We start from the raw sequence: 11,896 nt of genomic DNA, 5'->3' as shown, positions 1-11,896 counted from the left end.
CCGGTGGCCCGCGTGCCGCGGGTCACCGGCGCATCGCCTCAATGCAGCATGCCGTGCCGATGCGTGCCCAGTGAAACGACAGGCTCGCCGCGTACCGCCCGCAGCGTGTGCACGAGCTGGTGATAGGTGGATGCCAGTTGCGCGAACAGGTCCGCATAAGCGCTGCGCCCGCTGTCGGCCACGCCCTGATAGGCGCCGCGCCCCAGGTCGATGAAGTACTCCACGCTGACGCGGCGCCGCTGCGCCAAGGCAGGAAACAGGCCTGCGATCAGCAGGCAGCGATCGCCGACGTCGCGCAAGGCCTCGCTGCGGGCGCTGCCGACGCGCAGCTGCGCCTCCAGCCATTCCAGCGCCTGCGTACGCGCCAGCAGGTGTCCGTCGCGCTGGTGCCGCAGCAGCACGAACACCAGATAGCTCTCCTGCGCTTCGTCCAGCGACTGTCCGCAGCGCGTGCAGGCCTCGCGCACCAGCGACTGCCACAGCTCGGCCGCCGCACCCTGTCGAATCGTATCCATCGTCTGCCTCCCCTCGGGTTGACGACGCCGAGACTATCGCCGAAGCGCAGGACGCGCTGGCAGGCGTGCGCAGCGAGTGCCAACGGGCAGCGGCCACGTGCACAACGGCCTCGTGACCGCCGTCAAACGACGGTGTCGAACAGCCCTGGCTGGGTGGCGACCTCGTCGCGATCACGGAAGCCGGACAGCCCCACGCCGACCAGCCGGTAGCGCGTCGAGGCCGGCAGGTCCACGCGTTCGCGCAGGGCCAGCGCGATATCGACGAACTCCTGTGCCGAGGCCGGCGGCGCTTCCGGCGTGAAGCTGCGGGTCAGGATGCGGAACTGCGCGGTCTTCAGCTTCAGCACCACCGTGCGGCCCACGCGCTCGGTCTTGCGGGTGGCCTGCCAGGCCTTCTCCGCGATGCGGACGATATGCGGTTCCAGTTCGGACAGCAGCAGGTCGGTCGCGAAGGTGTCTTCGGAGGAGATGGACTGCACCGGCTGGTCGGGTTCGACAGGCCGCTCGTCGATGCCGCGCGCGCGCCGGTACAGGCTGCCACCGAAGCTGCCGAAGCGCTGCTCCAGATCGCGCTGGTCGAAGATGCGCAGGTCGCCTACGGTGTGGATGCCGGCCGCATTCAACTTGCCCTGCATCACCTTGCCCACGCCCGGAATGCGCTCCACCGGCAGCGGCGTGAGGAAGGCCTCCACCTGGTGTGGCCGCAGCACGAACTGCCCATCGGGCTTGCGCCAGTCCGACGCGATCTTGGCCAGGAACTTGTTGGGCGCCACGCCGGCCGATGCGGTGAGCTGCGTCTCTTCGCGGATCTGCGCGCGGATGGTTTCGGCCACGGCGGTGGCCGTCGGCAGGTCGGACTTCGGCGCGGTGACGTCCAGATAGGCTTCGTCCAGCGACAGCGGTTCGACCAGGTCGGTATGACGCAGGAAGATCTCGCGCACCTGCCGCGACACCGCCTTGTAGCGTGCGAAGTCCGGCGGCACGAACACCGCCTGCGGACACAGCCGCTCCGCGCGCACGGCCGGCATCGCCGAGCGCACGCCGAACACGCGCGCTTCGTAGGATGCCGCGCACACCACCGAGCGCTCGCCGCGCCAGGCCACCACCACCGGCCGTCCGCGCAGCGACGGATCGTCGCGCTGCTCCACCGACGCGTAGAACGCGTCCATGTCGATGTGGATGATCTTGCGCATCACGCGATGATATCGGCCGCCGTACGCGATCGCATGGAGACTTCCCGATCCGATGCGCATGCGCGTGCAGAATGCGGGCAGGCTGCGCCAAACCCTTGCCGCAATTGGGTTGCGGCGATGGTACGCCGGCGTATGGAAAAACCCGCGTTGATCTGCATCAAGACAAGCGTATGCACATGTGTGCATTATTTGCGCTTCGCAGAACGGACCCCGCCATGAACGCCCCCGCCTCCTTCTCCCGCGAACAGCTGCTGGCCAGCGCGCGCGGCGAACTGTTCGGCCCCGACAGTGGCCGCCTCCCGAACGACCCGATGCTGATGTTCGACCGCATCACCGAGATCCGCCAGGACGGTGGCGCGCACGGCAAGGGCATGGTGCGTGCGGAACTGGATATCCATCCGGACCTGTGGTTCTTCCAGTGCCACTTCATCGGCGATCCGGTGATGCCCGGCTGCCTGGGCCTGGACGCGATGTGGCAGCTGACCGGCTTCTTCCTGACCTGGATCGGCGCGCCGGGCCGCGGCCGCGCGCTCGGCTCCGGCGAAGTGAAATTCACCGGCCAGGTGCTGCCCACCGCCAAGCGCGTCAGCTACGAGATCGACATCAGCCGCGTGGTCAACCGCAAGCTGGTGCTGGCCGTGGCCGACGGCCGCATGCTCGTCGACGGCCGCGAGATCTACACCGCACGCGACCTGCGCGTGGGCCTGTTTACCTCGACGGAGAGCTTCTGATGCGTCGCGTCGCCATCACCGGACTGGGCATCACCTCCTGCCTGGGCAACGATGCGGATACCGTGTCGGCCGCGCTGCGTGAAGGCCGTTCGGGCATCCGCCATATCCCGCAGTACGCCGAACTCGGCTTCCGCAGCCAAGTGGGCGGCGCGCCGGAGATCGACCTTGAAGCGCAGATCGACCGCAAGCAGAAGCGCTTCATGGGCGATGCCGCCGCGTTCGCGCACATCGCGCTGCGCGATGCGATCGCCGATGCCGGCCTGGACGACGCGCTCGTCAGCCAGCCGCGCACCGGCCTGATCGCCGGTTCCGGTGGCGGTTCGGCGGAATGGCAGATCGAAGCCGCCGATCTGCTGCGCAGCCGGGGCATCCGAAAGGTCGGGCCGTACATGGTCCCGCGCACGATGTGCTCGACCGTGTCCGCCACGCTGGCCACCGCGTTCAAGATCAAGGGCGTGAGCTATTCGATCTCCGCCGCCTGCGCGACCTCCGCGCACTGCATCGGCGCGGCCGCGGACATGATCCGCGCCGGCCGCCAGGACATCATGTTCGCCGGTGGCGGTGAAGAGCTGCACTGGGCGCTGACGATGATGTTCGACGCCATGGGCGCGCTGTCCAGCAAGCGCAACGACGATCCGACCCATGCCTCGCGTCCTTACGATGCGGACCGCGACGGCTTCGTCATCGCCGGCGGCGGCGGCATGCTGGTGCTCGAGGACTACGACCACGCGGTGAAGCGCGGCGCGCGCATCCATGCCGAACTGCTGGGCTACGGCGTGACCTCCGATGGCGCCGACATGGTGGCGCCGTCCGGCGAAGGTGCCGTGCGCTGCATGCGGATGGCGCTGGAAGGCGTCTCCCGGCCCCTGGACTACCTCAACACCCACGGCACCTCCACCCCGCTGGGCGACATCATCGAACTCGAGGCGATCCGCACCGCGCTCGGCGACACGCTGCCGCCGATCTCCTCCACCAAGGCGTTGTCCGGCCACTCGCTGGGCGCTGCCAGCGTGCATGAGGCGATCTACTGCCTGCTGATGATGCGCGATGGCTTCATCGCAGGGTCGGCCAACATCGAGACGCTGGACGAAGGCGCGGCGGGCTTCCCCATCGTGCAGGCCAGTCGCGACGCCACGCTCGACACGGTGATGTCCAACAGCTTCGGTTTCGGCGGCACCAACGCCAGCCTGGTGTTCGGCCGGGCGTAATACCGACCCGGCAGCAAGAAGCTCCAGAAAGCACAAAGCCCGGCAGTAGCCGGGCTTTGGTGCAACGCGGGAGGAGAGAGATGCCTCGTTGCGGCGAGGATTCTGCAGGCCGCGTATTACAGACAGGAGACAGCACTCACTCCACCGTCACCGACTTCGCCAGGTTGCGCGGCTTGTCCACGTCGGTGCCGCGGGCCAGGGCGGTGTGGTAGGCCAGCAGCTGCACGGGGATGGTGTGCACGATGGGGCTGAGCACGCCCACGTGGCGCGGGGTGCGGATGACGTGCACGCCTTCCGATTCGCTGAAGTGGCTGTCCTGGTCGGTGAACACGAACAGTTCGCCGCCGCGCGCGCGCACTTCCTGCATGTTGGATTTTACTTTCTCCAGCAGGATGTCGTTGGGCGCGATCACCACCACCGGCATGTCGGCATCCACCAGCGCCAGCGGACCGTGCTTCAGTTCGCCCGCCGGATACGCTTCGGCGTGGATGTAGGAAATTTCCTTCAGCTTGAGCGCGCCTTCCAGCGCGATCGGGTAATGCAGGCCGCGGCCGAGGAACAACGCATCCGACTTGGGCGCAAAGCGTTCGGCCCATGCGGCGATCTGCGGCTCCAGGTTCAACGCGTGCTGCACGCTGCCCGGCAGATGGCGCAGCTGCTCCAGGTAATCGGCTTCCTGCGCCGGCGTGACCTTGCCACGCAGCTTGCCCAGCACGACGGTCAACTGGAACAGCGCCGCCAGCTGGGTGGTGAAGGCCTTGGTGGACGCCACGCCGATCTCGGCGCCGGCACGCGTGTAGCAGACCAGCTCGCTGGCGCGCGGGATGGCGCTCTCCGGCACGTTGCAGATCGACAGCGTGTGCTCATGGCCCAGCGACTTGGCGTACTTCAGCGCCTCCATCGTGTCCAGCGTTTCGCCGGACTGGGAAATGGTGACGATCAGGTGCTTGGGGTTCGCGTACGCGGCGCGGTAGCGGTATTCGCTGGCGATCTCGACGTTGCACGGCACGCCGGCGATGGCTTCCAACCAGTAGCGCGCGGTCATGCCGGCGTAGTAGCTGGTGCCGCAGGCGAGGATCTGCACGCCCTCGATGTCCTTCAGCGCCGCTTCGGCGTTGGCGCCGAACAGCGCGGGCGAGAAACCGCCATCGACCACGGCCTCGATGGTGTCGGCGATCGCCCGCGGCTGCTCGTGGATTTCCTTCTGCATGAAGTGGCGGTACGGGCCCAGCTCAAGCGAGGCCAGCGACACGTCGGAGACGTGCACATCGCGCTGCACGGGCTGATCCTTGCCGTCGAACACCTTGACCAACTGGCGCGTCACTTCGGCGGTATCGCCCTCCTCCAGGAAGATCACACGGCGCGTGGCCTGGATGATCGCGGAGACGTCGGAGGCGATGAAGTTCTCGCCCTCGCCCAGGCCGATCAGCAGCGGGCAGCCCATGCGGGCGCAGACCATGCGCTCGGGCTCCTGGCGGCTGACCACAGCCAGCGCATAGGCGCCGGTCAGCTCCTTGACCGTGCGCTGCAGCGCGGCCAGCAGGTCGTCGCCGCCCTTGAGGTGGTGGTGCATCAGATGGGCGATGACTTCGGTATCGGTCTGCGACTCGAACACGTAGCCGAGGGCGCGCAGCTTCTCGCGCTGTTCCTCGTGGTTCTCGATGATGCCGTTGTGCACCAGCGCCACGCCGTGGCTGATATGCGGGTGCGCGTTGGCCTCGGTGACGCCGCCATGGGTCGCCCAGCGCGTATGGCCGATGCCCAGCCGCGCATTGAAGCCCTCGGCAGCGGCGGCGCCCTCCATTTCGGCCACGCGCCCGGTGCGGCGCACGCGGCGCACGTCCTGCTGCTCGACCACCGCGATGCCCGCGGAATCGTAGCCCCGGTATTCCAGCCGCTTCAGTCCTTCGATCAGTACCGGCACCACGTCGCGATCGGCGATCGCGCCCACAATTCCGCACATAGGCCTGCTTCTTCCTTCTGAGTGAAACGAGCGGACATTCTACGTGTCCGGTACTGGACAGGCCCTGTCCGGCGAGTGTCCGCGGACACCCGGACAGCCTTGAGCGCCGGACAACCCCTTTTTCAATCAATCACTTGCGTTTGGCACGCATCCTGCTGAGTACGGCAGGTCATTCCAAACAACGCATGCCGACGATGATTCGGGACACCTCCGCGCAAGACCGAGTGCTCAGTTCCACCCAGGCCCGCCCCGCCTGGCGCCGTTGGGTGTGGCCCGCCGCCGGCGGGACCCTGCTGCTGGCCGGCATCGTGTTCGCCGCGCGCGGCTGGCTGGCCGGCACCACCTCGGTCGACGGCGCCCGGCTGCGCATCGCCGAGGTCACCCGCGGCGATCTGGTCCGCGACATCGCCGCCGACGGCCGCGTGATCGCCGCCAACAGCCCCACCCTGTACGCGGTGGCCGGCGGCGTGGTCACCCTGAAGGTCGTGGCCGGCGACAAGGTGATCAAGGGCCAGCCCCTGGCCGAAATCGACAGCCCTGAACTGCGCAGCAAGCTGGCGCAGGAGCAGACCACGCTGGCCGGTCTGGAAGCCGAAGCCAGCCGCGCCACGCTGGATGCCAGCGTCACCCGCGCCAATGCCCAGAAAGCGCTGGACCAGGCCGGGATCGAGCGCCAGGCGGCCGAGCGCACGCTGCAGCGCTACCAGCGCGGATTCGAGGGCGGCGCGGTGCCGCAGGTCGACGTGCTGGAAGCGCAGGACAACCTGCGCAAGGCCGAGATCGCGCTGGCCCACGCGCGCAAGGACGCGGGCCTGCAGGGCCAGGGCGCGGGCCTGGATGCGCGCAACAAGCAGCTGCTGGCCGAACGCCAGCGCGCGGTGGTGGCCGAAGTGCAGCGCCAGGTGGACGCATTGACCCTGCGCGCGCCGTTCGACGGCCAGGTCGGCCAGATCCAGGCCGTGCAGCGTTCCAACGTGGCGATCAACGCGCCGGTGCTGAGCGTGGTCGACCTGTCGGTGTTCGAGGTCGAGATCAAGGTGCCCGAGAGTTTCGCCCGCGACCTCGCCATCGGCATGCCAGCCACGCTGACCAGCGCCGGCCAGCCCTACCCGGGCGAGATTTCCGCGGTGTCGCCGGAAGTGGTGAACGGCGAGGTCGTCACCCGCCTGCGCTTCTCCGACAAGCAGCCGCCCGGCCTGCGGCAGAACCAGCGCCTGTCCGCACGCATCCTGATGGAGACGCGCCGCAACGTGCTGATGGTCGAACGCGGCCCGTTCGTCGAACAGGGCGGTGGCCGCCAGGCCTACGTCATGGACGGCAGTTCCGCGGTGCGTCGCCCGGTGCAGCTGGGCGCCAGCAGCCTGAGCCACGTCGAAGTACTGGGCGGCCTGCAGCCCGGCGACAAGGTGGTCGTCTCCGGCAGCGACCAGTTCGGCGATGCCGAGCGTGTTTCCGTGAACTGAGGAGTGAGTGGTGAAGCGAGAAGTGAGAAGTGAGTAAAGGCATTACTCCGCTTTTCCCCTCACTCCTCACCCCTCTCCAATCACTTCTCATCCTGATCTCCCCCAGCCCTTAACTCTCTCCACCCACCCCTCGCTCCAAAGGAATCCACCATGCTAGAGATGCGCCAAGTCGCCAAGGTCTACCGCACCGAACAGGTGGAAACGCATGCGCTGCGTTCCCTCGACCTGCATGTCCGCGAGGGCGAGTTCGTCGCCGTCACCGGTCCGTCGGGTTCGGGCAAGACCACCTTCCTCAACATCGCCGGCCTGCTGGAGACCTTCACCGGCGGGCAGTTCCTGCTCGACGGCCAGGACGTGAGCCACCTGGGCGACGACGCGCGGTCGCGCCTGCGCAACCAGAAGATCGGCTTCATCTTCCAGGGCTTCAACCTGATCCCCGACCTCAACCTGTTCGACAACGTCGACGTGCCGCTGCGCTACCGCGGCATGCCCGCCGCCGAACGCAAGCAGCGCATCGAGGACGCGCTGGCGCGCGTGGGTCTGGGTTCTCGCATGAAGCATTACCCGGCCGAACTGTCGGGCGGACAGCAGCAGCGCACCGCGATCGCACGTGCCCTGGCCGGCAGCCCGCGCCTGCTGCTGGCGGACGAACCGACCGGCAACCTGGACTCGCAGATGGCCCGCGGCGTGATGGAGCTGCTGGAGGAGATCAACCGCCAGGGCACCACCATCATCATGGTCACCCACGATCCCGAATTGGCCGCGCGCGCGCAGCGCAACGTGCACATCGTGGACGGCATGGCCACCGACCTGTCGGTGGAGCCCGCACTGATCCGTGCGGCGCACGCCACAGAAGCGGGGGCTGGCGCCTCGGCATAGGCGCGATGCATTCGCACCCGCAGGAGTGAGTGGAGAGGAGTGAGGCGCGAGCGAAAGCCAACGCCGTTGCCTCCACTCACTGCTCACTCCTCTCCACTCACTCCTCGCTTCTCCTGGAGCACGCCATGTTCGGCTACTACTTCTCTCTCGCGCTGCGTAGCTTCAAGCGCAACAAGGCGCTGACCTTCCTGATGGTGCTGGCCATCGCGCTGGGCATCGGCGCCAGCATGACCACGTTGACCGTGTTCTATGTGCTGTCCGGCGATCCCATTCCGCAGAAGAGCGACAAGCTGTTCTACCCCCGCATCGACCCGCGCTCGGCGAATGGCTTCACGCCCGGCGACGAGCCGGAAGACCAGTTTACCCGCTACGACGCCGAGCGCCTGCTGCGCGACAAGAAGGGCGACCGGCAGGCCTTCATGACCGGTGGCGCTTCTTCGATCGAGACCGAAGACGGCAGGATCGAACCGTTCCGCATCGATTCGCGCTACACCACGGCCGATTTCTTCCCGATGTTCGACGTGCCGTTCCGCTACGGAAACGGCTGGTCGGCGGCCGATGACGAATCGCGCGCGCGCGTGGCCGTCATCTCCAAAGCGCTGAACGAGAAACTGTTCGGCGGCGCCAACAGCGTGGGGCGCGAGATCAAGGCCTCCGGCGCGACATTCCGCGTGATCGGCGTGCTGGACGAGTGGCGGCCGGCCCCCAAGTTCTACGACATGACCCAGGACCGCTTCACCGAAGTGGAGCAGCTGTTCGTGCCGTTCTGGACGGCGCTCAGTCTGAAGATGGGCACCCAAGGCAACATGAACTGCTGGGGCGACTCCAGCGGCGACGAAGAAGGCTCGCGCGGACCCAATGCACCCTGCTCGTGGCTGCAGTATTGGGTCGAGCTGGGCACGCCCGAGAAGGTCGAGGCCTACAAACAGTACCTGAAGAACTATTCCGACCAGCAGCGCGCGGCGGGCCGTTTCGAGCGCCCGACCAACGTGGACCTGCACAACGTCATGCAGTGGCTGGACAAGCAGGGCGCGGTGCCCAGCGACGTCCGCCTGCAGGTATGGCTGGCGTTCGGCTTCCTGGCGGTCTGCCTGCTCAACACCGTGGGCCTGCTGCTGGCGAAGTTCCTGGGCCGCGCGTCGCAGATCGGCGTACGGCGCGCCTTGGGTGCGACGCGCAAGGCCATCTTCGCGCAGTGCCTTGTCGAAGCGGGCACGGTCGGCCTGGTCGGCGGCGTGCTCGGCCTGGCGCTGGCCTGGCTGGGCCTGCTAGCCGTTCGCCAGCAGCCCGCCGGCTATGCCGATCTGGCCCACATGGACCTGAAGATGCTGCTGGCCACCTTTGCGCTGGCGATCGTCGCCAGCCTGCTCGCCGGCATGCTACCTGCGTGGCGCGCCATGCAGGTGACGCCCGCCATCCAGCTCAAGAGCCAGTGACCCATCCATCCAAGAGGCACGTCATGGACATCCGCCCCATTCTTTCCACCCTGGCCCGTCACAAGACGGCCGCCGCGCTGATCGTGCTGGAAGTGGCGCTGTCGTGCGCCATCATCTGCAACGCGGTCTTCCTCATCACCCAGCGGCTGGAGCGCATCGACCGCCCCACCGGCCTGGCGAACGAGGAGATCGTGCGCATCAGCATGGGCAACCTCGGTGACAACCCCGAGGCCGACGCGCTGGTGAAGCAGGACGTCGCAAGTCTGCGGGCGCTGCCGGGCGTGAAGGCCGCAGGCAGCATCAACCACGTGCCGTTCGACAACTCGTCGTGGAACAGCTCCATCCAGCTCGCTCCCGAGCAGGAACGTCCCAGCGCGCAGGCCAACGTCTACCTGGGCGACGCCGTGGTCGAAACGCTGGGCCTGAAGCTGGCCGAAGGTCGCGACTTCAACCCGGACGAATACTCCAACTGGACCGAGATGAACAAGCAGAACGCCCGGGTGAACCTGCCCGCGGTGATCCTGAGCCGCGATTTGGCGGAGAAGCTGTTCCCGGGCGAGAGCGCCGTCGGCAAGAACATCTATTCGTGGAATGCCGACAACACGCCGCACCGTGTGGTCGGCGTGGTCGATCGGTTGATCCGCACCAACGACAACGGTGGTCCTGCCGAAGCCGGTTACACGATGATCCTGCCGGCTAGGGATCTCACCATGGGCACCTTCGTCCTGCGCACCGCACCGGAGCGTCGCACGGAAGTGCTGAAGGCGGCGCTGGCGACGCTGGAGAAGAACAGCGCCCGCCGGCTCGTGCTTCGCGACGGCACGTTCGAGGACATCAAGCACAACTACTATCGCGGCGACCGCGCGATGGCCTGGCTGCTGCTGACCGTGATCGTCTCGCTGCTGGTCGTTACCGCGCTGGGCATCGTCGGCCTGGCCAGCTTCTGGGTGCAGCAGCGCACCAAGCAGATCGGCATCCGTCGTGCGTTGGGCGCGACCAAGGGCCAGATCCTGCGCTATTTCCAGACCGAGAACTTCCTGCTGGCGTCACTCGGCATCGTCATCGGCATGATTCTCGCCTACGGCATCAACCAGATGCTCATGGGCAAGTACGAATTGCCGCGCCTGCCGCTGCTGTACCTGCCGGTGGGTGCCGTGCTGCTCTGGCTGCTGGGCCAGGCGGCCGTGTATGGTCCGGCCCGCAAAGCCGCGTCGGTGCCGCCGGCGGTCGCCACCCGCACCGCCTGAGCCTTCCGCTCCCTGCCGCGCACGCACCGCCGGCGTGCGCGGCCCCACGGGGTTTCCATGTCTTCCTTCCTGTTGCTGGGGCGACACCATGCGGGCATCGGGGTGATCGTGCTGCAACTGGCGATCGGGGTGATGCTGTGCCTGCAGGCCTGGCAGGCGATCACCTCGCTGCGCATGGCGCGCGCCGCTCCCGACGGGATCGACGATGCCGGCCTGCTGCTGGTGCCGTGGATGCAGATGGCGCCGACAGCGGATCCAGGCGTGTCCGCCGTGCTTGGCCGGCTGCGCAACGTCCCGGGCGTGCTGTCGGCCACCGTGGCCAACCAGGCGCCATATGACGCCACTGCGTGGAGCGCGCAGGTCTGGACCGCGACCAATCCCGCAACGAAGCACGTCGTGTCGGTCTTCCTCGGCGACGAGGACTTCGCCTCCACACTCGGCTTGGCGACGTCCGCAGGACGGCATTTCATGCCGCATGAATTCCGCGACTACCGCGGCGACCAGACCGATCTCCAGGCCGGCACCTGCTCCGTCCTCGTGTCCTCGGCCTTGGCCTCCCGGCTGTACGGCAGCTTGGACCCGCTTGGCCGTCCCTTGTTGATCGCGCCGGGCGCGCGGCTGCGCGTGGTCGGTGTGTTCGAACGCCTGCCTCCACCGGCGGGCGCCCGCGATACGGGCGACCTAGCGGTGGTGCTGCCGGTGCGGATGTCGCGGGCAGCCGAAGCCAGGTTCATCGTCCGCCATGCGGCCGATCCGGAAATCGTCGCAACGCGCATCCAAGCCGCGCTGTCCACCGCGCATCCCTCCGTCGTGGTGGCCGATCCCGTGGACATGGTTGCGCTGCGCGAAGCGTCCCTGCATGAGCCGCGATCCCGCGCATGGTGGTGGTCGGGCGCCTGCATCGCATGGTGGGTCTCGACACTGGGCCTGCTGATGCTCGGCGGACAGCGCTGGGTGCATGAACATGCACGGGAATTCAGCCTGCGCCGCGCGGCCGGCGCCACCGGCCGCCAACTCGCGCGACGGTTGCGTCTCGAGTACCTCGGCCTGGCCTGCGCGGCGGCGTCGGTCGGGCTGGCGGGCGGACAATGGCTGTTGCCCCATCTTGTGCACGGGTCTGCCCCGCCCTCGCACGGGGCGCTGGTGGCCGCTGCCGCGTGGGTGATGCTGGCCGTGCAACTGGCCGCCGCATGGCCGGCCCATCTGGCCCGCCGCATTCCGCCGCACCTCGTCAGCCGCAGCCCTTCGGGTAGGCTATAGC

Annotated in this window: 10 protein-coding genes; 7 read left to right on the top strand and 3 right to left on the bottom strand. The window is 67.8% G+C overall.

Annotated elements, in window-relative coordinates:
- Positions 1–38: 38 nt before the first annotated feature.
- Both V8246_RS06830 and dinB read right to left on the bottom strand, forming a co-directional pair.
- Positions 39–515: a hypothetical protein gene (locus V8246_RS06830; protein ID WP_336188514.1), complete on the bottom strand. Its 477-nt coding sequence runs from the start codon at positions 513–515 to the stop codon at positions 39–41.
- Positions 516–637: 122 nt separating this feature from the next.
- Entirely contained in the window at positions 638–1,708 is a 1,071-nt protein-coding gene (dinB, locus tag V8246_RS06825; RefSeq protein ID WP_336188513.1) for a DNA polymerase IV, read from the bottom strand.
- 215 nt (positions 1,709–1,923) lie between these two features.
- Here dinB and fabA point away from each other — a divergent pair, with 215 nt between their 5' ends.
- Positions 1,924–2,439: a 3-hydroxyacyl-[acyl-carrier-protein] dehydratase FabA gene (fabA, locus tag V8246_RS06820; RefSeq protein WP_336188512.1), complete on the top strand. Its 516-nt coding sequence runs from the start codon at positions 1,924–1,926 to the stop codon at positions 2,437–2,439.
- The gene (gene fabB, locus V8246_RS06815; protein ID WP_336188511.1) at positions 2,439–3,647 is read left to right on the top strand and encodes a beta-ketoacyl-ACP synthase I; all 1,209 of its coding nucleotides are present in this window, start codon (positions 2,439–2,441) and stop codon (positions 3,645–3,647) included. The genes fabA and fabB overlap by 1 nt, the downstream gene beginning before the upstream one ends.
- A 136-nt stretch (positions 3,648–3,783) precedes the next feature.
- On the opposite strand, the gene glmS is transcribed toward fabB, so the two are convergent.
- Positions 3,784–5,610, bottom strand: a complete 1,827-nt coding sequence (gene glmS / locus V8246_RS06810) for a glutamine--fructose-6-phosphate transaminase (isomerizing) (RefSeq protein WP_336188510.1) — start codon at positions 5,608–5,610, stop codon at positions 3,784–3,786.
- Between the two features lie 194 nt (positions 5,611–5,804).
- Here glmS and V8246_RS06805 point away from each other — a divergent pair, with 194 nt between their 5' ends.
- From V8246_RS06805 to V8246_RS06785, 5 genes are all read left to right on the top strand, one after another.
- Positions 5,805–7,073 (top strand): efflux RND transporter periplasmic adaptor subunit, encoded by a 1,269-nt coding sequence (locus V8246_RS06805; protein ID WP_336189058.1) that lies wholly within the window; start codon positions 5,805–5,807, stop codon positions 7,071–7,073.
- A 150-nt stretch (positions 7,074–7,223) separates the two neighbouring features.
- Positions 7,224–7,952, top strand: a complete 729-nt coding sequence (locus V8246_RS06800; RefSeq protein ID WP_336188509.1) for an ABC transporter ATP-binding protein — start codon at positions 7,224–7,226, stop codon at positions 7,950–7,952.
- A 125-nt stretch (positions 7,953–8,077) separates the two neighbouring features.
- The gene (locus V8246_RS06795) at positions 8,078–9,388 is read left to right on the top strand and encodes an ABC transporter permease (protein WP_336188508.1); all 1,311 of its coding nucleotides are present in this window, start codon (positions 8,078–8,080) and stop codon (positions 9,386–9,388) included.
- Positions 9,389–9,411: 23 nt separating this feature from the next.
- Positions 9,412–10,635 carry an FtsX-like permease family protein gene (locus V8246_RS06790; protein WP_336188507.1) on the top strand — a complete coding sequence of 408 codons (1,224 nt, stop codon included), beginning with the start codon at positions 9,412–9,414 and terminating at the stop codon, positions 10,633–10,635.
- 57 nt (positions 10,636–10,692) lie between these two features.
- A complete protein-coding gene (locus V8246_RS06785) occupies positions 10,693–11,895 on the top strand; it encodes an ABC transporter permease (RefSeq protein ID WP_336188506.1) in 1,203 nt (400 codons plus the stop codon).
- Position 11,896: the final 1 nt, after the last annotated feature.

Source organism: Pseudoxanthomonas sp. F11 (assembly GCF_037046485.1).
In the GTDB taxonomy this organism is placed as follows: Bacteria; Pseudomonadota; Gammaproteobacteria; order Xanthomonadales; family Xanthomonadaceae; genus Pseudoxanthomonas_A.
Note: the sequence above shows the minus strand (reverse complement) of the source record. Positions and strands in the feature narration are given on the sequence as shown.

What these genes read in the sequence shown, in the direction of transcription:
- V8246_RS06830 (WP_336188514.1), bottom strand. Translation starts at nt 515, where the DNA reads ATGGATACGATTCGACAGGGTGCGGCGGCCGAGCTGTGGCAGTCGCTG.
- dinB (WP_336188513.1), bottom strand. Translation starts at nt 1,708, where the DNA reads ATGCGCAAGATCATCCACATCGACATGGACGCGTTCTACGCGTCGGTG.
- fabA (WP_336188512.1), top strand. Translation starts at nt 1,924, where the DNA reads ATGAACGCCCCCGCCTCCTTCTCCCGCGAACAGCTGCTGGCCAGCGCG.
- fabB (WP_336188511.1), top strand. Translation starts at nt 2,439, where the DNA reads ATGCGTCGCGTCGCCATCACCGGACTGGGCATCACCTCCTGCCTGGGC.
- glmS (WP_336188510.1), bottom strand. Translation starts at nt 5,610, where the DNA reads ATGTGCGGAATTGTGGGCGCGATCGCCGATCGCGACGTGGTGCCGGTA.
- V8246_RS06805 (WP_336189058.1), top strand. Translation starts at nt 5,805, where the DNA reads ATGATTCGGGACACCTCCGCGCAAGACCGAGTGCTCAGTTCCACCCAG.
- V8246_RS06800 (WP_336188509.1), top strand. Translation starts at nt 7,224, where the DNA reads ATGCTAGAGATGCGCCAAGTCGCCAAGGTCTACCGCACCGAACAGGTG.
- V8246_RS06795 (WP_336188508.1), top strand. Translation starts at nt 8,078, where the DNA reads ATGTTCGGCTACTACTTCTCTCTCGCGCTGCGTAGCTTCAAGCGCAAC.
- V8246_RS06790 (WP_336188507.1), top strand. Translation starts at nt 9,412, where the DNA reads ATGGACATCCGCCCCATTCTTTCCACCCTGGCCCGTCACAAGACGGCC.
- V8246_RS06785 (WP_336188506.1), top strand. Translation starts at nt 10,693, where the DNA reads ATGTCTTCCTTCCTGTTGCTGGGGCGACACCATGCGGGCATCGGGGTG.